Genomic DNA, 25365 nt, shown 5'->3' on the forward strand with positions numbered 1-25365 from the left:
TTATCACCTATGAACATAGATCTGATCATAACGTTTGCAATTATTATTGTTGGTGTTTTTTTGTTTGTTCGGGATTACTTTACCATAGACACCACGTCAATCCTTATTATGGCCATGTTTATTGTAGCGGGTGTTTTGACCCCTGAAGAAGGTTTTTCAGGATTTAATCATCCTGCAACTTTAACTTTGGGATGTATTTTTGTGTTAAGTGCCGGAATCTTTAAATCGGGAATCTTAGATAATTTAAGTTACAGTATTATCCGAATTGCCAAGGTAAATTACGTCATGGCGCTTATCATTTTCTGTTTGATATCAGGAGTGTTTTCTGCTTTTATAAATGATACGGCGGTGGTTGCTCTGTTATTGCCCATTGCCCTTACTGTTTGTAAAGAAGCAAATATCAAACCTAGCCGATTGCTTATGCCTATTTCCTTTGCAGCTTTGTTTGGAGGCACTTGTACACTGATAGGCACATCTACTAATATTTTGGTGAGCAGTTATTCAAAAAAATATGGAGTTGAAGCTTTTGGAATGTTTGAGTTCAGTCTGGCAGCATTGTGCTTAATGGCCATTGGCTTTACTTATTTGATTGTTTTCAGTCCACTTTTACTTCCGAAGAAAAGAGAAGTGGAAGAAGATTTTACCATCAATGCCGAAAATTATATCACGGAATTGATTATAAGCGACGAATGTAAAGATGTTGGGAGGTCCATTGCTAATTCAGACTTGGTTAAAGAATACAATATCAATATTCTATCTATTTTGAGAGACGGCATTTTAATTCATGAGTTTTCGTCAGAGACCAAAATATTTAAAGGTGATACACTAAAAGTTATTGCGATTCCAAAAACCTTAAACCGGTTATTGGATGTTGATGGTATCAAGATAAGTGGCGCTCAATTGGTTACCAGTGGAAATGAAGATTCTCAAGGCTATCATATTTATGAGGTAATTATACCTTTTGGTTCTGACTTAATGGGCAACTCCCTAAAAGAACTTCATTTTAGAAGACGTTTTAATTGCTCGGTAATTGCTATTAGGCAAAGGGGAGAGGTAATGTATGATAAACTATCTTTAGTTAATCTTAAAGAGGGGGATATGCTTTTGATTATAGGAAAGGAAGAGGATATTAAACAACTAGAGGTTAAGAACAGAATTGTTAGACTTACAGAACATGAAAAAAAACGAGTAGACTTAAAGAAGGCCATTCCAGCGATTATTATTGGTGTTTTGGTAGTCTTGACAGCCGCATTGAATATAACGACCATTTTAATAAGTGGAATGGTTGGTGCCTTATTGATGATTCTTTTGGGTATTTTAAAACCTAAAGAGGCCTATCAAGCAGTGGAGTGGAAGGTCATATTTATGGTTGCAGGTGTGCTTTCTATGGGAACAGCTTTGGAGAAAACAGGTGGTGCCCAATTGATTGCTGATGGCATTCAAGCCAGTTTGGGACAATATAATGCCCATGTCACATTGAGCGTTTTGTATTTGGTCACTTTTTTATCAACCAATTTAATTTCCAGTAAGGCCACTGCTGCTTTAATGACTCCTGTTGTGATAAGTTTGGCTGCCTTAATGGGTGTTAGTGAACGCCCCTTTTTGGTTGCAGTTATGTTTGCCTGTTCTTTGACATTTATGACGCCTATGAGTTATCCTACCAATACCATGGTGTATGCTCCGGGAAATTATAAGTTCTCAGATTTTTTAAAGGTTGGAACGCCTTTAAACATCATTATTTGGTTAGCAGCCTCCTTTATAATTCCGTATTTCTTTCCGTTTGCGAAGTAGTATGAGTTTTGGTTTCAATGACTTCTTTAAGTCGTTTTCCAAAATCCAAAAGGATTTTCATTTCCTTAATTGTCGCTAGTCGTTCCTTATTGAAGATTAAAAGGTGAGCTCCGTCTGCCTGCACATGATAATAATTATTGCTTTCAAAGAACTGAATAAGGTCCTTACCAAAGAAGTTCGTAATTCCTTCTTCATCGTCGCCTTTTAAATAAAACCTCTTTGAAAAATCTGGATAATCTTTGAGGTCAATATCCTTGAGACCCGCTAAGGAATAAACCCGCTCCAAGAATCCTTCCTTGTCAAGTGTAAATGAAGGTATTTCATCATTTAAGCTAATATGCAGCATGGTGCTTCTAATCACTTCCTTGGCAATTAGTTCGCCTTCAAAATATTCTACATCAAATAAATTCAGTGAATTATTATCGTTGGATAATCTATTGTAGATATAATTAACTTGTTTGGTATTGAAATAATGAAAGTCATATAAAAAGGAAATTTCTCTGTTTTTTTCAGCATGGTATTCCAAACCAAATCGATCAGAGGTTTGAATAAGGTCTCTTTGCCTTTTAGTAAGATTGCTACCAATGAGTCCGGAATCGGTCAATAGACGTCTTAATGCAAAAGGATGCTTGGATTCGGCATCATGCATATCCAGACCAATAATTTCAAAATTACCTCCTTTTTTTGCGAAAAGCTCTTGATAACTACTGATGTTGTCCATTACAGTATGATCTACAAATTCACACATAGAAAAGTCCAATACCACATCACGGTCCTCTGGAATGGCATCTAATTTGTCTTTAAGCTTGTAATAATTTAAAAAGCTACAGAAGTGTTTAACGCTAACAAAAAAACTACCATTTCCTGATTCCTCTTTGTACATTAAAACATTAGGTTTAATAAGGTTTCTTGTAAAAAGACTGAGGTTTTTATTAATTACAATATGAATGATCAGGGTCATGGCCACCCCGCTTAAAATTCCAGATATAAGACCAACCTTTAAGGTGATGATCAAAGTCACAAAAAAAATGATGAATTGTTCTTTACCTATTGAAAATACTTTTTTAATAGTGTCTGGAGAGGCCAACTTATAGCCTGTAAACACCAAAATAGCCATTAAGGCTGGTAGTGGAATTCGTGCCATTTCAGAACTAAAAAGAACAATAAACAATAGCATAAACAAGGCATGGAAGAAGTTGGAAGATCTATTTGAACCTCCGTTATTTACATTTACTGAACTTCTAGCAATAACAGTCACTACATTCAAGCCTCCCAGAAAACCACTCCCTACGGTAGCCAATCCCAATGCTTTTAAGTCTTTGTTGACATTGGATCGTCTTTTCTTAGGATCTAATTTATCCACAGCCTTAATGCTCAATAAAGATTCGATGCTGGCAATTAGAGTTAAGGATACCACACTATCCCAAAAGTCGAGGGTAGCCCATTGTGAAAAATCTATTTTTGGAATCTTAGTGATAATCTCATCGATATGTGGGATTCCCGAAATCATATAGTTTTTATCAATAGGATTATTTTCATGAAGAACTAATTCAAAATAGTAACTCAATCCTATGGATAGTAATACAATCCACATGGGAGCGGGTACCAATTGAAAGTATTTGTTTCTAATCTTAGGATAAAAGAACATGATAAACAAACTAACTGTTCCAACAATGGCCGCAAAAATGAGACCTTTACTGTCATAATGAATGGCGTCATTGATAGTAAATGGAATTTCAATCAAATAATCCATGGTGTCTTCACGCTTAATTTTGTGGGCTAACATGATATGAAATTGTTTGCCTAAAATGATAAGACCAATGGCCGCCAACATGCCTTGTATGGCGGACGAAGGGAAAAAATTAGCTAATTTTCCTAACCTTAAAAAACCTAAGATCATCAATAACACCCCTGAAAAAATGATTGCCGCATAAGCACCTTCAATACCTAGGGTTGTTATGGCAACCAAAAGGACGCCTACCAACCCATTCCCAGGACCAGTAATCGTAATGTGACTTCCCCCAAAAAATGAAACTAGTAAACCACCTACTATAGCTGTTATAACCCCTGCTATTGGAGGGGCTTCACTAGCCATTGCCAATCCCAGACCAAGAGGCAACGCAATAAGACTTACCACAAACCCAGAGAAAATATTTTTGGGTAGGTCACCAATGAATTCCTTTATAAGTACTTTTCTGGGTGTCATCTTATTATCAAAACATCTGTTGGTAGCTCAGTTAGGATATGCTCAATATCATGGGGGAATAAACGATCCAAAAATGTAAGTTTGTCTGGGGCGTTAGTAACCAATAGATCGGCTCTAACGACTTCTGCAAAATGCCCAATAGAATAACCTCGCCTTCCAAAAATGGGTTGAGTTTTAATTTTTATGTTCTTTTTGAACTCTTCAGGAGTTTCTTCTAGTATTTTTATGACTCTAGATTTTTCGCGGATACTGATGCGTTCTTTGACAATATTGGCTCTTCGAAGGGAGCGATCGTCATTAACATTGACGGCAACTTCCTGTTGGGTGATTTCCTCAACAACGGTAACCTTTGAAGCTCCTAATTTAGAGCCAACAAAAAATCCATAAGAGATGGTTTTGGTAGCTTTTTCATCTTTAAGGCCATTGATGACTACATGTTGACACGGTACGCGTTCAACAGAAGGTTTGATTAACAATAATACCGAACAACTGGCATTTCTTGTAATTTTTCTTGCGATGGATCCCACATAGTATTTCAAAATGTTTTCACGCTTTAAAGCTCCTAGAATAATTAGGTCTAAGCGTTTTTCTTGAATAACGTTTAGAATCACTTCGGCGGGATCACCTACTTTAAAAACGATTTCAAAGTCCAGATTCTTTTCAATGAAAGGAGACAGTATTTTTTGAATATCCTTTTCCTTTCGGTGTGAATGGATACCTACATGAATAAGCACCAATTTTGATTTAAAGAACAAAGCTAATCGGCTAGCCTCATAAAGGTTAGCTTTCAGGGTGGGTGAAAATGCAATACCAATACCTATGGTATTAAAGTAATTCAAGGTTGTAAGGTTGTTAATGTTGCGTTAGAAAGATACTATTTTTAGAGGATTTACCCTAGTTTTCCTTCCGAGATATCCATTTTTGTGGTATAATTACAATATCAAAATTAAAGTATGTTAGAATTAGCAGGAATCATTATTTTGGGTATACTGGCACAATGGGTTGCTTGGAGATTTAAAATTCCAGCAATCCTTCCTTTGATTTTAATAGGATTGTTTGTGGGTCCTATCGCATCTGAGTTCATAACTTCTGATGGCCGTAAATGGATAGAACCTGTTTGGAATGGGAAAAATGGACTTTTCCCAGGGGAAGGACTTTATTACTTTCTTTCTCTTGCTATTAGCATTATTCTTTTTGAAGGTGGTCTCACCTTAAAGCGAAGTGAGATTAGAAATGTTGGGCCAGTCATCACAAAACTGATTACTGTTGGAGCATTCATAACCTTTATCGGTTCAGGTATAACGGCTCATTATCTTTTTGGGCTAGACTGGCGTTTGGCTTTTTTGTTTGCTGCTTTGATTATAGTAACGGGTCCTACTGTGATTACGCCAATTTTACGAAATATTCCTTTAAAAAAGGATGTCTCTACGGTCCTAAAATGGGAAGGAATTCTTATTGATCCTCTGGGGGCATTGGCTGCGGTTTTGGTTTTTGAATTTATAAGTGTTGAAGGAGATTCTGGATTTACCAAAACGGCCTTAATTGAGTTTTTCAAAATCATTTTATTTGGAGTCACGTTCGGTTTCACCTTTGCTCATGCATTGGCATTTGCCATTAATAAGAAGTTGATTCCTCATTACTTATTAAATGTAGTTTCCCTTTCCGTAGTGCTTTTGGTTTATGTGGAATCTGAAATTTTCGCTCACGAATCAGGTTTATTGGCGGTAGTGGTTATGGGACTAGTTTTAGGGAACAGCAAATTGGAAAATATAAAGGAGTTATTGTACTTTAAGGAGTCCTTAAGTGTCTTGCTGATTTCCATTCTTTTTATTCTACTGGCGGCGAATATTAACATGGAAGATTTGTACCTGATTTATAATTGGAATACGGTCTTTTTATTCTTGATTGTCGTTTTGATTATTAGGCCTTTATCTGTTTTTGCAAGTACATTTGGTTCCCCACTCAAGACCAAAGAAAAGGTTTTTATAAGTTGGGTTGGACCAAGAGGTATTGTTGCTGCTGGTATTGCCTCTTTATTTGGAAGTAAATTATTAAAACAAGGGGTAGCAGGAGCCGAATACATCACCCCGCTTGTGTTTACCATTGTATTGGGCACGGTTTTACTCAACGCAACAACCGCTCGTTATTTTGCAAAATGGGTGGGTGTATTTTTGAAAAAGTCTGAAGGAATATTGATTGTGGGAGCCTCTAGGGTGGCTAGATTAATAGGTCATTATTTGGTTAACAATGGTCGTCATGTGGTGTTGATTGATAGCAATATGAACAACATTGCGAAGGCAAAGGAACTTGGGTTGGAAGCCATTCATACCAATATTTATTCGGATACACTTTCTGATAACATCGAGTTGAATGATGTAGGATATTTAATGGCATTGACAGCCAACTCAGAAATCAACAAATATGCAATTAATAAGTACGGCGCCCAGTTTGGTGAAAACGGTTCCTTTAGATTGATTTCACAAAAGGAAATGGCTGATGATAAAAACAACCCAAGAGAGGGCTTATTTTCACATACCGATGATTATGTGAGCTTAAGTAATGTGACCAGTAATTATCCTTCTGTCAATGAAATTGATTTAGAAAATTTTGAGCATTTTAAACGGTTAATAGATATTTCAATTTCCAACAAAAATATCATCCCGCTTTTTATCAAAGATCCTAATGGGGAATATGAAATTATACCATCCCATAGTAATGAGATAGAAGCGATAGAAAGTGGCTCCCAATTGGTATATTTGGGAAAACCATTTGATGTTGAAAAAGTCTAGTCGTTAAGCTTTAAAACGGCCATGAAGGCTTGTTGAGGTATTTCTACATTCCCAACTTGACGCATACGTTTTTTACCTTTTTTCTGTTTTTCCAATAGTTTACGCTTTCTAGAAATATCCCCTCCATAACACTTGGCAGTAACATCTTTTCTTAAGGCCTTAATGGTTTCCCTAGAAATAATCTTAGCACCGATTGCTGCTTGAATTGGAATGTCAAACTGTTGGCGAGGAATCAATTCCTTTAGCTTTTCACACATCCTTTTACCAATGTTATAAGCATTATCCGCGTGAATTAAAGCTGAAAGGGCATCTACCTGTTGCGCATTCAATAAAATATCTACACGCACCAATTTGGAAGCTCTCATACCAATAGGAGCATAATCAAAAGAGGCGTAACCTTTGGAAACCGTTTTTAAGCGATCATAAAAATCAAATACAATCTCTGCCAAAGGCATATCGAAAGAAAGCTCGACACGCTCTGGTGTTAAATAAGTTTGATTTTTAATCTGTCCACGTTTCTCAATACACAAGCTCATTACAGGGCCAACAAAATCAGCTTTAGTAATGATGGTTGCTTTGATAAAAGGTTCTTCAACACGATTTAAAGTAGATGGTTCAGGTAAATCGGTTGGGTTGTTAACGATGATGACATCGTCTGGGTTTTTATTTGTAAACGCATGATAACTAACGTTTGGTACCGTAGTGATCACAGTCATGTCAAATTCACGTTCTAAACGTTCTTGGATGATTTCCAAGTGGAGCATTCCTAAGAATCCACAACGGAAACCAAATCCTAAGGCAGCTGAACTTTCTGGTTGAAACACCAAAGAAGCATCATTCAGCTGGAGTTTTTCCATAGATGCTCTTAAGTCTTCATAATCTTCGGTATCTACAGGATAGATTCCCGCAAAAACCATCGGCTTGACATCCTCAAAACCACTAATAGCATTTTTAGTTGGCTCTTTTGAGTCTGTAATGGTATCACCTACCTTGACTTCCTTTGCCTCTTTTATTCCAGTGATTAAATATCCCACATCACCAGCTTTAATCTCATTTTTTGGATGTTGGGTAAGCTTTAAAGTCCCTACTTCATCCGCATAATAAGATTTGCCGGTTGCAATAAATTTAATCTGTTGATTCTTTTTAATAGAACCATTAATGACTCTAAAATAGGTTTCAACTCCTCTAAAAGGATTATAAACCGAATCAAAAATTAAAGCTTGTAAAGGTTCATCTGGATTTCCTTTAGGTGCTGGAATCCTATCAATGATTGCCGTTAAAATTTCTTGAATCCCAATACCTGTTTTGGCACTGGCAGGAATTACTTCGCTAGGATCACAGCCCAATAAATCAACGATATCATCAGTAACTTCTTCAGGATTGGCGCTGGGTAAGTCCACTTTATTTAGGACAGGAATGATTTCCAAGTCGTTTTCTAAAGCCAAATACAAATTAGAAATAGTTTGTGCTTGTATACTCTGTGCGGCATCTACCACCAACAGAGCGCCTTCACAGGCGGCAATGGAACGGGAGACTTCATAACTGAAATCAACGTGACCCGGAGTGTCAATTAAATTGAGAACATAATGCTCCCCTTCGTGGACGTAGTCCATTTGGATGGCATGGGACTTAATGGTTATTCCTCTTTCGCGTTCCAAATCCATACTATCCAACAATTGATCTTGTTTTTCTCTTTCTGTCACAGACCCGGTAAAATCCAATAATCGGTCGGCCAGGGTACTTTTCCCATGATCAATATGTGCGATAATACAAAAGTTTCTTATGTTCTTCATGTATAACCTTAGGCTTAAATATTTTGCAAATATAGTTGTTTTCTTATGTTTTGAGTTTCAATTACGGAAAATCCGTAAACAATTTTTTAAAAGAATTTATATATTGCAGGTCTAATCGATTATATGAAAATTAACGTTTTCGCCTTTTTTTTAATAGCAATTCTGTCGCCCCTGCAACATTTTTCTCAAGAATTAACAATTTCAGGAGTCGTTAACGATGCAAACTTTGAGCCGTTTTCATACGCCAATGTCATCTTGTATACGGTTGATCAGCCAAAGATTATTGCGGGTACTTCAACAGATGACTTTGGAGGGTTTACCCTAGGAAACGTTCCAGCGGGTAATTATTTGCTGGAGATAACCTTTGTGGGTTATAAAGATTACACCAAAGAAATCCAGGTGGTACAAGATATGGATTTGGGCATTATTACTTTGGAAGAAAGTGCCGAAGCTTTAAATGAAGTCAGTATCATTGTAAATAAACCCACTATAAAAAAAGAAGCTGACAGATTGGTTTTCAATATTGAAAATACAGCAATTTCTGAAGGAAATATGATGCAGGCTGTGAAAAGTACTCCCGGTGTTTTAGTGATGGATGGAACCATTCAAGTTAAAAGTTCTCAGCCCACGGTTTATATCAACAATAGAAAGGTAGAATTAACTTCGGATGAGTTGATGCAACTTCTTGAGGGAACCCCTGCAGACGCTATAAAATCTATTGAGGTTATTACCAACCCGCCGGCCAGTTATGATGCTTCTAGTGGCGTAGTCTTAAATATCATAATGACCAAAAACTTGGCTACTGGTTTTAATGGTTCTGTTTACGGGAATTATACACAAGGGGTTTATCCCAGATATCAAGGTGGAGCTAATGCCTATTTTAAAACCGCTAAGGTCAATTTTTTTGCTAATTATAGTTATAATCATGTCAAAATAAATAGACGAAATGATGATGGTGTTAATTATTTAAATGACAACAATGAGGTTTATGAAACTTGGAAATCTGATGTTGATCGAAATATTTTAACCAAAGCGCACAATGCCAGTTTTAATTTTGATTATTATATCGATGATTACAACACATTGAGTTTATCATCCAATTTATTGATGACACCTTCAATAAACACCAAAATCACAAATAATACTCAGGTGTTTGATGCCAATGAAGTTTTTCAATCTAGGTTTTTAACAGAAAACCAAACCAATGATGACAAATATAATGTAGGGGTAGATTTGGGTTTTGTGCATTCGTTTAAAGAGAATGGTGGTAAATTAGCTTTCAATAGCCATGTTACCTTTTATGACTTCCAGAGAAATCAAGATACTGATAACTTTTATTTTGATTCAGATAACAACTTTGTTGCTCCTACGGCCTTTGAAACAGAATCCAATCAACAGACCAATATTATCACTTCACAACTGGATTATAAAAAACCTTTGGGCGCCACTGCCGAATTTGAAATTGGAGTTAAATTCTCTAAGGTGAAAACAGAGAGTGACATAACCAGATTTGATTTTGATTTTACAAATGAAGAGCCCATTTTTAATGAAAATTATTCCAATGCTTTTGATTATGACGAACTTGTTTATGCGGCTTATTCCAATTTCAATAAGGAATGGGAAAAGTTCAGCATTAATGCAGGTTTACGTATGGAGCAAACCAATATAGAAGGGTTGTCTGTAACTGCAAATCAAACCAATACCCAGGATTACCTAGAGTGGTTTCCGTCCTTAAGTTTAAAATATCAATCGGAAGGCAATTTTAATTTATATGCTAATTATAAAAGAAGCATTCAGCGTCCTGACTTTAAGGATTTAAATCCTTTTACCTTGTTTTTAAATGATTATATATTGGTAGTAGGGAATCCGTCGCTACAGCCTATTTTTACAGATCATATAGTTTTAGGCACTACCTTAACCTCCTTTTTTATGGTTGAGGCTTACTACAAGAATATGGATGGGAACTTCTATGAAATACCCATTCAAGACAACATTAATAATACAATTACCTATACGCCTGTAAATTTTGATAACACCACCGAGTATGGATTGGATCTCATCTCTTATTTTAATGTAACTGATAACTGGTTTATCTATGCGGTCACTTCTTTCTACAGAATTGAAGATAATGTAAGCTTTTCCATGGGCTTTCAAACATTAAATCAGTGGTCTAATTATAGTATTTTAAGCAATAGTTGGTCATTTTTGAGCGATAGGAGTTTAAAAGCTGACTTAGCTCTTACCTATGGGTCTAAAAACTTACAAGGTTTAATGCTTTCCGAAAGCAGGTTGATGTCTGACTTGACCATTTCAAAAACTTTCTTGAATAAAAAGTTAGTGGTTACATTAACAGCCAGTGATCTCTTTAATATGTCAGATTTTGAAACTTCTACGAGATATGCTAACCAATATAGTTATTACAATACCAATTTGGATAACCGTTGGGTAAAATTAGGGTTGCGTTATAAATTTGGAAATACCAAATTAGAAACCAATCAAAGGCAATCTGAAGTCAAGGAGACCGAGCGTATTAGCGAACGTGATTAATCCACCCAGTCAGCTATAAATAAATTGGTGTCATGACCACCACCGTTGTTACGGTTGGATGAAAAGATCAACTTTTTACCATCATTTGAAAAAACAGGGAAGGCATCAAATGTAGTGCTATGTGTCACACGCTCTAAATTTTTGCCATCGAGATCAATCATATATAAATTGAAGGGGAATCCTTTTTCTGCTTCAAAATTGGAAGAAAACAAAATTTTCTTTCCTGATGGATGAAAAAACGGACTCCAGTTGGCATTACCTAAATTGGTCAATTGTCTTAGTTCGCTTCCATCAGCATTGCAAATATACAGTTCCATTTCTGTTGGCTGCACAAGACCTTCAGCTAGTAGGCTCTTATATTCTTGAATCTCTTCTTCTGTTTTTGGTCGTGATGAACGGAAAATGATCTTGGTTCCGTCAGGAGAGAAAAAGGCGCCTCCATCATAACCCAACTGATCAGTTATTTGGGTAACTTCAGAACCATCGATATTCATGGTGTATAGTTCCAAATCTCCACTTCTTGTTGAAGTGAATACAATTTTATCACCCTTAGGCGAAACCGTAGCTTCTGCATCATATCCTTTTTCATTGGTCAATTGGTTTACGATGTTGCCTTCTAAGTCAGCTACAAAAATGTCATACGTATCATAAATTGGCCAAACATATCTACCGTTCAAGCGTAATGGAGTTTCTGGGCATTCTTCGCCTCCTAAATGGGTGGAGGCATATACAATATGTTTATTGTCTGGGAGAAAATAGGCACAAGTGGTTCTCCCTTTTCCTGTACTAATCATAGGAGGAATATTATCCTTAAAAGTATCTCCCGCATTCATTAAAAACATTTGATCACAATTGACGCCCCAGTTTTTGTTGTTGGATTGAAAAATGATTTGTTTATCATCAAAACTCCAATAGGCCTCTGCATTATCACCTCCAAAAGTGATCTGTTTTAATGATTTAAAATGAGTTTCTTCTGGGTAAATAAGAGTGTCAACCCATTTGGTTGCTCCACTTGTAACATCTTCAGATTGTTTTTTGTCTGATTTACATGAAAGAACAACTGTAAAAAGTATCGATAGAAGGGTTAGCTTTGATTTCATATAGTTAGGCTTACAAATGTGGTGATTATTACCTATTTTTGCGCAAAAATATAAATTTAGTATGAAACATATAACGCTACTGGTTCTTTTTGTAACGCTATGGGGTTGCAAAAAGGAATACACCTATAAAAATGAGATTAAGGAAGATGTGGTTTTTCTTTCTGATGACAAATTGGAAGGACGTGAAACAGGGACGCAAGGTGAGCAGGAAGCGGCCAATTATATTGTAAAGAGGTTTAAAGAAATGGGATTGGCGCCCAAAGGAACTGAAAACTATTTTCAACCCTTTAATTTTAAGCCAAAGACCAATCCACATGATGAAGTTAAATTTGTAACGATGGAGGCTGATGGGACTATTACAGGGACAAATGTGTTGGGATATATAGATAATCAAGTAGAACAAACAGTTATTATTGGTGCTCACTATGACCATTTAGGGTTTGGTAGTGAAGGCTCTTTATATCGTGGTGAAGAGAAGCAAATTCACAATGGGGCCGATGATAATGCTAGCGGAGTAGCAGTGATGTTGGATTTAGCAGGGAAACTGCAAAAGGCCAACACCTCAAACAACTATTTATTCATGGCTTTTTCTGGAGAAGAAATGGGTTTGTTAGGGTCTAATTATTTTGCTAAAAATTCTACCATAGATTTAGAACATGTAAATTACATGATTAATATGGATATGGTAGGAAGATTAAAGCAAGATAGTACTTTGGCTGTTTATGGAGTAGGGACCTCGCCAAGATTTAAGCAGGTTCTTTCGGCTACCAATAAGAGCTTTAAAATCATAGAGAACGAATCTGGGATTGGACCTTCAGACCATACTTCTTTTTATCTTCAAGATATTCCGGTTTTACATTTTTTTACTGGGCAACATGAAGATTATCACAAACCAAGTGATGATTTTGATAAATTGAATTATGACGGAATGAATTTGGTTTCCAACTATATTTTTGATGTAATTTCTGAATTGGACGGTCAAGGAAAAATGGCATTTAGAAAAACCAAAAATGAGAGTGAGGAAACACCAAGATTTAAAGTAGGAATGGGTGTTATTCCAGATTACTTGTTTGATGGTAAAGGCATGCGAATAGACGGTGTAAGTGAAGGAAAACCTGCTAAAAGGGCCGGTTTAGAAAAGGGAGATATCGTCATTAAAATGGGTGATAGTTCTATTGTAGATATGATGAGTTATATGAGGGCATTGGCCACCTTCAAGCAAGGAGATACCACTAAGGTAGTTGTGACAAGAAATGGCACGGAAGTAGAAAAGGAATTGATATTTTAATGGCAAAGATTGGAGACAAAGATTTAGGAGCCTTCCCTTTATTGTTGGCACCTATGGAGGATGTGAGTGATCCACCATTCCGCGCGTTGTGTAAGGAGCAAGGTGCCGATGTAGTGTACACTGAGTTTATTTCAAGTGAGGGCTTGATTCGAGATGCTGCTAAAAGTGTCATGAAATTAGATATTTATGAAAAAGAGCGTCCTGTGGGGATTCAAATATTTGGAGCCAACTTGGATAGCATGTTGCAAACCGTAGACATAGTTGAAAAATCTAAACCGGATTTTATTGACATCAATTTTGGTTGTCCCGTTAAAAAGGTGGTTAGCAAAGGAGCAGGGGCAGGCATATTAAAAGATGTTTGTCTTATGGAATCTTTAACTGCTGAGATGGTTAAACGCACCAATCTTCCTATAACTGTAAAAACGAGATTGGGTTGGGATCATGACTCCATTAAAATTGTTGAGGTTGCCGAACGTCTTCAAGATGTGGGTATTCAAGCCATCGCTATTCATGGTAGGACGAGAGCTCAAATGTATAAAGGAAATGCAGATTGGAAACCCATTGCTGCAGTAAAGAACAATCCAAGAATGCATATTCCAGTTTTTGGTAATGGCGATGTGGATACTCCCGAGAGAGCCGTGGAGATGCGAGATTCTTATGGTTTGGATGGTGCCATGATAGGTCGCGCCACTATAGGGAATCCTTGGTTTTTTAAACAAGTCAAACACTATTTCAATACAGGTGAATATTTGCCTGCGATTTCTTTGGAAGATCGGGTCCACGCGGCCAAAAGGCATTTACAGATGGCTATCGATTGGAAAGGTGAAAAGCTAGGTGTTTTTGAGACCCGAAGACATTATACCAATTATTTTAAGGGGATTCCCAACTTTAAGGATTATCGAACTCGAATGGTTACTAGTGATGAATCTAAAGATGTCTTTGAGACATTAGATGAGGTGCTTGAAAAATTTAAGCATTTTGATTTTGCTACTTAAGAAGCAGCTTCAATAAGTGATTTTGAAATTCTTCCAGAGGCTATTTTGGAGGCAATAATACCTAAAATAGAAATGGTAATTAGAACCACCAGTACATTTATACTTTTTAATGTTACAGGGTAGGCTAGATTGTTGGTTAACATGACCAGAGAAAAGGCTTTTTGCAGGATTACCAAAATGACACCCAGTATCAAGCCGATAACTCCTCCCACAATAGACATTAGACTGCCTTGAAAGAAAAACACTCTTCGAATATCTTTTACTTGTGCACCTAAGTTGAAAAGAGTTTTTAAATTTTTCTTTTTGTCAAGAATCATCATAGTAATAGATCCAATAACATTGAAAAGGGCAATGATAAGCACCAAGGTGAAAATAAGGTAAACTACAAGATTTTCGGTGTTCAACATTTTATATAGGGCGTCATTTAGTTGGGCTTTATTTTTTACGACTACTTTATTACCCAAAATTTCCTTTAGTTCATTCCTAACATCATCTTCAGAAGTGTTGGGTTTTAGTTTAAATTCTATAGCCGAAATTTGAAGATTTTCATATCCCAAAAGAGCTTGAGCCATATCTATGGGGGCAAAAATATATTTATTGTTAAGCTCTTCACTAACGTCAAAAATACCCACATTGACAGCATCAAAACTGTTATAGGCTTGTTTTAGAGAGGTGATTTGTCCTTTCCCTGGCTTTGGGACATATAAATTGACTTGTTTGCCATAATCGACAATTCCAAAGGACAAGGAACTTGAAATGCCTAATCCCGAAACAATTTGGTTGGATTTTTGGGCAAGCCAACTACCATAAAATATCACAGAATCTATTTTGTTGACCTGGTCATAATTCCCATCAACACCCTTAATAAAGGCATTAGGGTAGCTTTTTCCATCGAAAGTTACAAAAACACGTTCCTCTATGACTTTTGAAAATTGGGCAATGCTTTTAGAGTTTTCCAATTGCATTATTTCTTTTTGTGAAAGCGTAAAGGACTTTCCTGAAGTTGCTTCAGCCTTTAGGTCAGGATCAATGATGGAGGTGAATTCCAATGTAAAATCTTTGAGTCCTGAAAATCCAGACAATACTATAAACAAAGCTGCTGACCCTAAAATAACACCAATGGCAGCAATTATAGTGATAAAGTTAATCGCATTATTGGAGCTTTTAGAAATTAGGTACCGCTTGGCAATGTATAGGGAAAAATTCAATTAGGATTTTTTTCGTTTGTCTAATAGATTGGGGTCCTTTATTGGGTTTTCTTCTCCTTTTAAGGAGCTCTCTATTTTATCAATGTATTCCAAAGAATCATCAATGAAGAACTCAAGTTGAGGCATTTTTCTCAATTGATTTTTAGTTCTTTGTGCCAATTCATGCTTGATTAAGTGGGAATTGGATTTAATGCCTTCCAAAAGTTCTTTTCCCTTGTCATTAGGGAAAATGCTTAAATAGACTTTTGCAATCGATAAATCTACAGTTACTTTCACTTGAGTTACCGATATAATGATTCCCTTCATGCCGCCTTGTGTAGCTGACCCTTGTAGTACTTCAACCAAATCTTTTTGTAGTACTGAGGCTATTTTTTTTTGTCTTTGACTTTCTTCCATATGGCAAAAATAACGGATATTTGATGATAATCTTATGATCGAGGTAACGATTAACTTCAATAAGTAAAAATAATGAATAAAATTGAACACATTGGCATTGCTGTAAAAAGCCTTGAAAATTCCAATCAACTTTTCGAAAAATTATTTGGAGAACCACATTATAAAATTGAAGAGGTATTAACTGAAGGAGTCAAAACATCATTTTTTAAGGTAGGGTTGAATAAAATTGAATTATTGGAGGCTACAAACCCAAACAGTCCTATAGCCAAGTTTATAGAGAAGAAAGGAGAAGGGATTCATCACATCGCATTTGATGTAGAAGATATAGTCCAAGAATTGCAGCGGTTAGAGCAGGAAGGGTTTACAATTTTAAATAAAGAGCCCAAAAAGGGAGCAGATAACAAGTTGGTTGCCTTTTTACACCCAAAGACTACAAACGGAGTTTTGGTGGAATTATGTCAAGAGATTCGGGACTAAAAAATGTTGTGAGGTTTTAAAATATGTAGTAATATTGCACACTCTTTTATATAGAGTGTTTAAAGTGTACTTTTGTACAGCGGTCCCATAGCTCAGTTGGTTAGAGCATCTGACTCATAATCAGAGGGTCACTGGTTCGAGCCCAGTTGGGACCACGAGTAATCCTCGTAAAGCCTTTTAAAACAAGGAGTTACGAGGATTTTTATTTTTAAGGGGACAACAAAAGAGACAACATTGTTTCAGGAAATTCGAGTTAAATTGTCCAGGTGTTCAATAAATTAATCTAAACTGTTTCCAATCCCAACAAGTGCTATTGAACCTAATAAACAGATAATTCCCAAATAAAGAAATTTTAAAGTAGATTTTTTTACACCTCTCCATTCCTTTAGCACTATGCCCCATAAATTGCCTACAAGGATAATAGATGCCATATGAAGTATCCAACTACTTGCGCCGTTTCCTAATTTACTTTCTCCCATACCATAAAAAAAGAATTGTAAAAACCAAATAGTACCTGCTAAAGCAGCAAAAAGATAGTTTTTTCTTAAGGGTTTACTTTTGTCTAAATACTGATTAAAACTTCTATTTTTAAAGTTTAATGCCATACACCAAATAAAATTTGTGGCAAAACCACCCCAAAGTAAAACAGCAAATGTGATGTTGTTTTGAAATAACGGGTTGACTCCACGAGCCATAGATGCTTCTGCTAAAGGCTTTCCGGCTTCAATACCATAGTTAAAACAAGCACTCAAAATTCCAGAAAATATGGCAACGAAAATTCCTAATTTGATGTTGTATTCAGAATTGTTTTTGTCAGACTTTAAATCTTTATCTTTTAAGAACCCTGCTCTGCCTAAAAGTACAATAGAGATAACACATAATAGAATACCTAAAAGCACCACTTGTCCACCTGTTTTAGATGCCATCATTGAGATAGTTTCCTTACCTTCTGTATTTGTAAAGTCATAATAGATAGCCGGTAAAAGCGATCCAAAAACAGATGTAAACCCTAAAATAACGGAATTACCTAGTGACATTCCTAAATATCTTATTCCTAAACCATATGTTAGACCTCCTATGCCCCATAGAACTCCAAATAGGATCACGTAAAAAATGGGGTAGTTACCACTAAACACAACACTTAGGAAGTCCGGAAAGAAAACCCATGCAGCTAAAAATGGAACTATCATCCAAGAGAAAAACCCTCCAACAATCCAGTAGTTTTCCCAATTCCATTCCTTAACTTTTTTAAACGGCATATAAAAACTTCCGGCAGCAACCCCTCCTGTAATATGAAATAGAAAACCTAATAAAATATTCATAAGTAAATTTTAAATTTAGAACTAACTAAGATTAATTACTTAGTATAGTTTGAAGTCAAATTTTGAAACATTTGCAAAGTAAAAATGATGCAATAAGGTTGCATCCTGTGGTATCCTGTGAAAAGATTTTTAAAGGCAGCTTATAAAGAATTTCTCTCTATATATTTAAACACATTTTTCACTTTTTCCTTTTTATTTTTCAAAACCATATAGGCCGCAGTTTCACCCATAGCAATAAAATCGGTGCTTATAACTGTTATTCCTAAAAGGTCTTTTAAAGGTGTTTCATTATACGAAATGACACCAATATCATCACCAAGATTTAAGTTTAAAGCCCTAATTTGTCTAATAAGATTTACTAAATCCCTTTCCTGTATAGTGATAAAAAGGTCTTTTTCTTTAAATTCCATATCTTCATATACTTCACTTAAAATTTCAAAATCGAGATTATTTTCTGAGCAAAACTTGGTGAAACCATGTAGGATTCTTCTAGGATATGGGTGAACAGACTTATTAGGATAAACCAAAATAACCTTCTTGTAATTTTTTATCTTATGTAGTCCTTCATTCAAGGCATTATAGATGTCAAGTTTAAAATCTTGGTAGATGGAACCGTAATTTCCTTTAATATTAGGTTTGGTGTTATCTAACATGATTAATTTATCCTTTGGGATTTTTTCAACTACTTCGAGAACCTTTTCTGTAGCACTAACATGGTTCTGATTTTCATCCCTAAAATGGGGCATTATAATATAATAATCATGACCACCTAGATTTTTTTCCAAAGAACGAATAAACAATGTTTCATCACAATGGTATATGGATAAATGAACATGAGCATTGGGACCAATCTCATTTACAAAACTGTTATAAATCATCATCTTGTAGGTGCTGGGTTTATTTACAAGAAAGAAGATATTTAGTTTTGAAATCAAGTCAGTTTTAGCGGTATAAAAGCCTTTCCCTTTAACAGATACAATAACCTGCTGTTTTTTTAACTGTTTATATGCTTTTTCAACTGTATCTCTAGAAAGTAGTAACTCCTCACTAAGTTCATTAATGGAAGGAATCTTTTCACCTATTTTCAGCTTTCCCTTAGATATGTCATTAATAATTGAATCAATAATTTGTTTGTACTTTGGTACACGTGAGTTATTATCTATTTGAATATTGATGTTATCAGACATATATAGGGATAATAATTTGGAAGAATTTTTATTTTCTAAAAATAAGACTTAATGCTTTATAAAATTTAATAATTACAAAAAAAGTAAAATTGATTTAGCAGTATAGTACAGGATGCTACCTAAATCAATATCCAATATTTTTGAGCTAAATCTTACTTATATTAAACACAAATGGAAAAAACTTTTCAATATGTAGATTATTTATGGGATGAAGCTAAGGCAGCATCGCTTGGAGATGACCAAATCGCATTATTTCTCTATCGTTCAAACATCCTGGGATCAGATTTAAGAATTACCAATTACGGTGGTGGAAATACAAGTTGTAAAACCATTGAAAAAGATCCTTTAACTAATGAAGATGTAGAGGTAATGTGGGTAAAGGGTTCCGGGGGAGATATTGGAACATTAACCAGCAAAGGGATTGCAGGACTCTATACAGAAAGACTAAGAAATCTTAAAAATGTATATAAAGGATTAGCAGATGAGGATAGAATGGTAGGGCTATTTAATCATTGTATTTATGATTTGGACAGTAAAGCACCTTCTATTGATACGCCTTTGCATGGATTGTTGCCATTCAAACATATAGATCATCTACACCCGGATGCCCTTATTGCTGTGGCTGCAGCTAAAGATAGTGAGAAGATTACCAAAGAAATTTGGGGAGACACTATGGGCTGGGTTCCTTGGCAAAGACCTGGTTTTGATTTGGGTTTACAGTTAGAAAAATGTCTTAATGATAGTCCAGGTATTCGAGGTATTGTTCTAGGTAGCCATGGTCTTTTTACTTGGGGAGATACATCTTATGAATGTTATGTAAACAGCCTTGAAGTTATTGAAAAGGCATCATCTTATATTGAAAATAAGATTAATGAAAATGGAAGTGTTTTTGGAGGACAAAAAATACAGTCTTTGCCTTCTGAGCTTAGAAAAGAAAAGGCTGCAGAGTTGATGCCTTTGTTACGAGGATTAGCATCTTCAGAGAACCAAATGATAGGTCATTTTACAGATACTGATGTTGTTTTAGAGTTTATTAATAGCCATGATTTAGAGAGATTAGCCCCTATGGGAACCTCTTGTCCAGATCATTTCTTAAGAACCAAAATTCAACCGTTAATATTAAATCTTGAGACTTCTGAAGACATCACTGATACAAAAGCAATTCTAGAAAAATTAGAACCTTCTTTTGAAACTTACAGACAGGAATATAAAGACTATTATAATACTTGTAAGCATGATAATAGTCCTGCAATGCGAGACCCTAATCCTGTAATTATTATATATCCAGGAGTGGGTATGTTTAGCTTTGCTAAAAATAAACAAACATCAAGAGTTGCTAGTGAGTTTTATATTAATGCTATTAATGTTATGAGAGGTGCTGAAGCTATTTCAGAGTATACATCTCTTCCTAGACAAGAGGCATTTGATATTGAGTATTGGTTGTTAGAAGAGGCTAAATTACAACGTATGCCGGCAGAAAAACCATTGTCTCGAAAGGTGGCAATTGTTACAGGAGCTGCAGGAGGAATAGGTAAAGCCATAGCAGATAAATTAGTAGCTGAAGGAGCAAATGTAGTTTTAACCGATATAAGTCAGGAAAATTTAAATAGTGCTTTAAAGACTTATAAAAGAGATGAAGCTTCTGTTGTACTTTGCGATGTAACGAAAGAAACGTCTATTAATTATGCTTTTAAAGAAGCTTCTCTCGCCTTTGGAGGTGTAGATATTGTAGTTCATTCTGCTGGTTTAGCCATTTCAAAATCTTTAGAAGACACAACGATTGATGATTGGGAACTTTTACAGAATGTATTAGTAAAAGGTCAATTTTTAATGGCGCAGAAAGGTGTTGAAATCATGAGAAAGCAAGGTTTTGGGGGAGATATTGTTAATATTGCAAGTAAGAATGGGTTAGTTTCTGGTCCAAACAATGTAGGGTATGGAACAGCTAAAGCAGCACAACAGCATATGACTAGATTATTGGCCGCAGAGTTAGGTAAAGACCACATTAAAGTCAATACTGTAAATCCTGATGGAGTTATTGTTGGAAGTAAAATTTGGGAAGGAGAGTGGGCAGAAGGAAGAGCTAAAGCCTATGGTATAAAAGTAGAAGATTTACCAGCTCATTACGCTAAAAGAAACCTTTTAAACGAAATCATACTCCCTGAAGATATAGCTAATGGCGTTTTTGCGTGTATTGGAGTTCTAGAAAAGAGTACAGGAAACACAATTAATGTAGATGGCGGTATGCCAAATGCATTTGTTAGATAGATACTAGACCCTATTATTATCGTTAAGCTGGACCACTTCTCATTATAAGTAGTCTGAATTTTTTGAAATAGTTTATAAGTTGTTCAGCTCTAACGTTAATATTTAATATTGATAACAAAAGAATGAGAATTGATCTTAATCAAATTGCCGATTTAAATAAAAATCAATCAACTTTCGAGGTTGAATTAGAACTTTTAAGAAAGAAATATTCAAAGAAAAATATTTCAATAAACTCCATTATTGAAAAGCTAATCGAATTTCAAGTGGCCATCCCTAGTTGGGCTTTAGGTGCGGGAGGGACACGATTTGGAAGGTTTTCTTATGGAGGTGAACCGGCTTCTTTAGAACAAAAATTAGATGATATAGGTGTTTTACATGCACTAACAAAATCAGCTGGAGCTGTCTCTCTTCACATACCATGGGATATACCTAAAGATGTACAAGCGTTAAAAGAAGTAGCCCAAAACCATGGGATTGTTTTTGATGCAATGAACTCTAATACATTTCAAGATCAACCAAATGCTAACGAAAGCTATAAATTTGGATCTTTAAACAGTGTTCATGAAGCCTCTAGAAATTATGCAATAGAGCACAATTTAGAAGTTATTAAATTAGGAGAGCAATTAGGCTCAAAAAGTCTAACTGTTTGGTTAGCAGATGGGGCTAGTTTTCCAGGTCAATTAAACTTTCAAACAGCGTTAAAAAACACTGAAAGCAGTTTAAAGAATATTTATGAAGGCATGCCAAATGATTGGAAGTTGTTTATAGAGTATAAACCCTATGAACCTAATTTCTACAGTACCACTATTCAAGATTGGGGTACTTCATTTATGTTAGCAAATGCCTGTGGAGAAAGAGCTTATACTCTGGTTGATCTAGGACATCACCTACCAAACACAAATATCGAGCAAATAGTTGCTACTTTAATGCTAAGAGGTAAGTTAGGAGGGTTTCACTTCAATGATAGTAAGTATGGTGATGACGATCTTACCGTTGGTTCAATTAAACCTTATTCACTATTCTTAATTTTTAATGAGCTCGTTTATGGAATGGAAAATAACTCCAAAAACCCATATCCTGCTTGGATGATTGATGCTAGTCACAACATAAAAGACCCTTTAGAAGATCTATTACAATCTTTGGATGCTATTTTATTGGCTTATGCTCAAGCATTATTAGTGGATCAAAAGGCACTAAGAGAAGCTCAAGCTGAAAGTGATGTAGTAGCTTGTCAAGAGATTTTACAAGATGCCTATAGAACTGATGTGAGGCCATTATTAATGGCAGCCAGAAGTAGGAGTGGTGCAGCTGTAAATCCTTTACAGGTTTATAGAGATTTAAAAGTTAGGGATGCTTTAATAAAAGAGCGAGGTATGAACAATAGGGCGACAGGACTTTAAGGTAAAATTCAATCTATGAGTAAGAAGAAAGTCACTGCTATTTTTGATATTGGAAAAACAAATAAAAAGTTTTTTCTCTTTGATAAGAATTATCAAGAAGTTTATAGATCCTATACCCAGCTTCCAAATACGGAAGATGAAGATGGCTATCCTACCGAAGATATTATCAAGCTACAGCAATGGATAAAAGATTCCTTTCATTTTATATTAGATAGTGAAGAATATCAAGTTAAAAGCATCAATTTTTCAACTTATGGGGCTAGTCTAGTACATTTAGACCACCGTGGCAATGTATTAACTCCCCTTTATAACTATACAAAGCCAATAGAAAAAGAAATCACTGATGAGTTTTATAATTTATATGGGGATGAAATAAAAATAGCTACAGAAACTGCTTCGCCACAAGCAGGTATGTTAAACTCGGGTCTTCAACTATTTTGGTTAAAAAGAAAAGATCCTGATACTTATAAAAAAATAAAATATTCTTTACATCTCCCGCAGTATCTATCTTTTTTATTTACAGGAATACCTGTAAGTGAGTACACGTCTATAGGATGCCATACTAATTTATGGGATTATAGAAAAAATGATTACCACCATTGGGTATATGAAGAAGGATTTGATAAATTACTAGCACCTATTGTTCCAACATCTGCAAGCATTAATACGTCTTATAAAGACAAAAAAATAAAAATAGGAGTTGGTATTCATGATAGCTCTTCAGCCTTGTTGCCATACATTTTAAGTAAGAAAAAGCCTTTTTTATTATTGTCTACCGGTACCTGGAGTATATCTTTAAACCCTTTTAATGAGCAAGATTTATCTGAAGATGATATAAAAAATAACTGTCTTAACTATTTAAGGATTGATGGGAAACGGGTAAAAGCTTCTCGCTTTTTTATGGGCAATGAATACCGTATTCAAGTTGAAAAACTGGGTAACCATTATGGCAAGGAATATGGGTATCATAGAAATGTAAAGTTTGATAAGGAACTCTATCTAGAGCTTATAGAAAAGCCTTCTATCTATTTTAAATTTGAAGGAATTTCGTTACAGCGAAAGAAACTTCACAAAACAGATCTTAAACCATTTAATACATTTGAAGAGGCTTTTCATCAATTAATGATTGAGCTTATGGAGTTACAAATACATACCATTAAAAACGCCATAGGAAATTCTGATATCAATACCATTTATATTGATGGAGGATTTACAGATAATGATGTGTTTATGAAATTAATGTCACTTCATTTTAGTGAGTTTCGGGTACTTGCAACAAAGTCACCTTTAGGGTCTGCTTTAGGTGCTGCTATGGTAACTTCAAAAAAGGAAATAGATTCTAGGTTTTTAAAAGAAAACTATCAAATGAAAAAACTAATCCCAACGTTATTATAATCTTATGGCTTTTCCATTTAACACTGAATATCCGTCTATAGAGTCTTTAAGAGAGAGGGCTCAAAAGCGCATGCCCAAATTTGCTTTCGAGTATTTAGATGGTGGATGTAATGAAAACATCAATATTAAAAGGAATACGAGTGAAATAAGGGATATTCAATTAAAGCCTTGGTATTTAAAAAACTATAAGGATTCACATTTAAAAACTAAACTATTCGGGATAGAATATGATGCTCCCTTTGGAATATCCCCAGTGGGATTACAAGGATTGATGTGGCCCAATGCCACTGAAATTTTAGCTAAGGCTTCTTTAAAGCATAACATTCCATTTATATTAAGTACAGTTACAACAAGTAGTATTGAAAGAGTGAGCGAATTAACTGAAGGGCGAGCTTGGTTTCAACTTTATAATCCTAAAGAAGATTGGTTGCGAAATGACATTATCCAAAGAGCAGAAGATGCGGGCTGTCCTGTATTAGTATTACTTTGTGATGTGCCCACATTCGGCTATCGTCCAAAAGAAATCAGGAATGGTTTAGCAATGCCTCCACAAGTCAACTTTAGGAATGTTTTACAAGTCTTAAATAGGCCTCATTGGGCATTACAAACATTGAAGCATGGAGCTCCAAAATTTGCCACTATGGAAAAGTATATGGAGAATGGGATGAGCATAAAACAATTAGGTAAATGGATGAATGCAACCTTTTCAGGTAGATTAAATGCAGAAAAGATTAAACCTATTCGTGATTTATGGAAAGGGAAATTGGTCTTAAAAGGAGTGGCATCAGAAGAGGATACGCAAGAAGCTATAAAATTAGGATTTGACGGGATTATAGTGTCAAATCATGGAGGAAGACAGTTAGACGCGGGAGAATCAACTATAAAACCATTGTCTAGAATTGCTGAAAAATATAAAGATCAAATCACAGTTATGATGGATAGTGGCATCAGAACAGGTCCAGATATTGCTCGAGTTATGAGTAGTGGTGCAGATTTTTCTTTTATGGGAAGATCTTTTATGTATGGTGTTGGTGCTTTAGGTGAAGAAGGAGGAGATCACACGATTGCGATGTTGAAAATGCAATTACAACAAGTTTTGGAACAATTGTGTTGTGAAAAAGTGTCTGACTTGCCCAACTTTAAAATAAGTTAATAACTCTAAATATTTCATTTATCATTTTAAAAGAATTGGTCAATAAAAAA

18 protein-coding genes and 1 tRNA gene are annotated in these 25365 nt (G+C 35.3%); 11 read left to right on the forward strand and 8 right to left on the reverse strand.

What is annotated here, in order from left to right; genetic code table 11:
- Positions 1-9 precede the first annotated feature (9 nt).
- Positions 10-1791 carry an SLC13 family permease gene (locus ZA07_RS06005; protein WP_053970817.1) on the forward strand — a complete coding sequence of 594 codons (1782 nt, stop codon included), beginning with the start codon at positions 10-12 and terminating at the stop codon, positions 1789-1791.
- Here the strand turns inward: ZA07_RS06005 and ZA07_RS06010 are convergent.
- Positions 1757-3997 (reverse strand): SulP family inorganic anion transporter, encoded by a 2241-nt coding sequence (locus ZA07_RS06010; RefSeq protein WP_053970818.1) that lies wholly within the window; start codon positions 3995-3997, stop codon positions 1757-1759. The two genes, ZA07_RS06005 and ZA07_RS06010, sit on opposite strands and share 35 nt — an antisense overlap.
- Positions 3994-4836: a universal stress protein gene (locus ZA07_RS06015; RefSeq protein ID WP_053970819.1), complete on the reverse strand. Its 843-nt coding sequence runs from the start codon at positions 4834-4836 to the stop codon at positions 3994-3996. The genes ZA07_RS06010 and ZA07_RS06015 overlap by 4 nt, the downstream gene beginning before the upstream one ends.
- Before the next feature lie 114 nt (positions 4837-4950).
- On the opposite strand from ZA07_RS06015, the gene ZA07_RS06020 reads away from it, so the two are divergent.
- The gene (locus ZA07_RS06020) at positions 4951-6786 is read left to right on the forward strand and encodes a sodium:proton antiporter (protein WP_053970820.1); all 1836 of its coding nucleotides are present in this window, start codon (positions 4951-4953) and stop codon (positions 6784-6786) included.
- On the opposite strand, the gene lepA is transcribed toward ZA07_RS06020, so the two are convergent.
- Positions 6783-8579 (reverse strand): translation elongation factor 4, encoded by a 1797-nt coding sequence (gene lepA / locus ZA07_RS06025; RefSeq protein WP_053970821.1) that lies wholly within the window; start codon positions 8577-8579, stop codon positions 6783-6785. The genes ZA07_RS06020 and lepA overlap by 4 nt on opposite strands.
- 123 nt (positions 8580-8702) lie before the next feature.
- Between lepA and ZA07_RS06030 the strand changes: the two genes are divergently transcribed.
- Positions 8703-11126 (forward strand): TonB-dependent receptor domain-containing protein, encoded by a 2424-nt coding sequence (locus ZA07_RS06030; protein ID WP_053970822.1) that lies wholly within the window; start codon positions 8703-8705, stop codon positions 11124-11126.
- Here the strand turns inward: ZA07_RS06030 and ZA07_RS06035 are convergent.
- Positions 11123-12226: a PD40 domain-containing protein gene (locus ZA07_RS06035; RefSeq protein WP_053970823.1), complete on the reverse strand. Its 1104-nt coding sequence runs from the start codon at positions 12224-12226 to the stop codon at positions 11123-11125. The two genes, ZA07_RS06030 and ZA07_RS06035, sit on opposite strands and share 4 nt — an antisense overlap.
- Positions 12227-12287: 61 nt before the next feature.
- On the opposite strand from ZA07_RS06035, the gene ZA07_RS06040 reads away from it, so the two are divergent.
- Positions 12288-13514, forward strand: a complete 1227-nt coding sequence (locus tag ZA07_RS06040) for a M20/M25/M40 family metallo-hydrolase (protein ID WP_053970824.1) — start codon at positions 12288-12290, stop codon at positions 13512-13514.
- On the forward strand, positions 13514-14509 hold the full coding sequence (dusB, locus tag ZA07_RS06045; protein WP_053970825.1) for a tRNA dihydrouridine synthase DusB: 996 nt from the start codon (positions 13514-13516) through the stop codon (positions 14507-14509). Before ZA07_RS06040 ends, dusB begins: the two co-directional genes overlap by 1 nt.
- On the opposite strand, the gene ZA07_RS06050 is transcribed toward dusB, so the two are convergent.
- Positions 14506-15717 carry an ABC transporter permease gene (locus ZA07_RS06050; RefSeq protein WP_053970826.1) on the reverse strand — a complete coding sequence of 404 codons (1212 nt, stop codon included), beginning with the start codon at positions 15715-15717 and terminating at the stop codon, positions 14506-14508. The genes dusB and ZA07_RS06050 overlap by 4 nt on opposite strands.
- Entirely contained in the window at positions 15718-16113 is a 396-nt protein-coding gene (gene rbfA, locus ZA07_RS06055) for a 30S ribosome-binding factor RbfA (protein ID WP_053970827.1), read from the reverse strand.
- Between the two features lie 72 nt (positions 16114-16185).
- Here rbfA and mce point away from each other — a divergent pair, with 72 nt between their 5' ends.
- Both mce and ZA07_RS06065 read left to right on the forward strand, forming a co-directional pair.
- On the forward strand, positions 16186-16590 hold the full coding sequence (mce, locus tag ZA07_RS06060; RefSeq protein ID WP_053970828.1) for a methylmalonyl-CoA epimerase: 405 nt from the start codon (positions 16186-16188) through the stop codon (positions 16588-16590).
- Positions 16591-16671: 81 nt separating this feature from the next.
- Positions 16672-16745 (forward strand) — tRNA-Ile (locus ZA07_RS06065).
- Between the two features lie 123 nt (positions 16746-16868).
- Here ZA07_RS06065 and rhaT read toward each other — a convergent pair.
- Both rhaT and ZA07_RS06075 read right to left on the reverse strand, forming a co-directional pair.
- The gene (gene rhaT, locus ZA07_RS06070) at positions 16869-17912 is read right to left on the reverse strand and encodes an L-rhamnose/proton symporter RhaT (RefSeq protein WP_053970829.1); all 1044 of its coding nucleotides are present in this window, start codon (positions 17910-17912) and stop codon (positions 16869-16871) included.
- A gap of 140 nt (positions 17913-18052) precedes the next feature.
- Positions 18053-19099: a GntR family transcriptional regulator gene (locus tag ZA07_RS06075; protein ID WP_053970830.1), complete on the reverse strand. Its 1047-nt coding sequence runs from the start codon at positions 19097-19099 to the stop codon at positions 18053-18055.
- A gap of 171 nt (positions 19100-19270) precedes the next feature.
- Between ZA07_RS06075 and ZA07_RS06080 the strand changes: the two genes are divergently transcribed.
- The 4 genes from ZA07_RS06080 to ZA07_RS06095 all read left to right on the forward strand — a co-directional run bounded on the left by ZA07_RS06080 (position 19271) and on the right by ZA07_RS06095 (position 25315).
- Positions 19271-21367 carry a bifunctional rhamnulose-1-phosphate aldolase/short-chain dehydrogenase gene (locus ZA07_RS06080; protein WP_053970831.1) on the forward strand — a complete coding sequence of 699 codons (2097 nt, stop codon included), beginning with the start codon at positions 19271-19273 and terminating at the stop codon, positions 21365-21367.
- A 122-nt stretch (positions 21368-21489) separates the two neighbouring features.
- Complete coding sequence (locus tag ZA07_RS06085; RefSeq protein ID WP_053970832.1) at positions 21490-22767, forward strand: sugar isomerase; 1278 nt, start codon at positions 21490-21492, stop codon at positions 22765-22767.
- Positions 22768-22782: 15 nt separating this feature from the next.
- A complete protein-coding gene (locus ZA07_RS06090) occupies positions 22783-24162 on the forward strand; it encodes an FGGY-family carbohydrate kinase (protein WP_053970833.1) in 1380 nt (459 codons plus the stop codon).
- A 4-nt stretch (positions 24163-24166) separates the two neighbouring features.
- Positions 24167-25315: an alpha-hydroxy acid oxidase gene (locus ZA07_RS06095; protein ID WP_053970834.1), complete on the forward strand. Its 1149-nt coding sequence runs from the start codon at positions 24167-24169 to the stop codon at positions 25313-25315.
- The last annotated feature ends 50 nt before the right edge of the window (positions 25316-25365 follow it).

It is taken from the genome of Mangrovimonas sp. ST2L15 (assembly GCF_001280515.1).
Lineage (GTDB): Bacteria > Bacteroidota > Bacteroidia > Flavobacteriales > Flavobacteriaceae > Mangrovimonas > Mangrovimonas futianensis.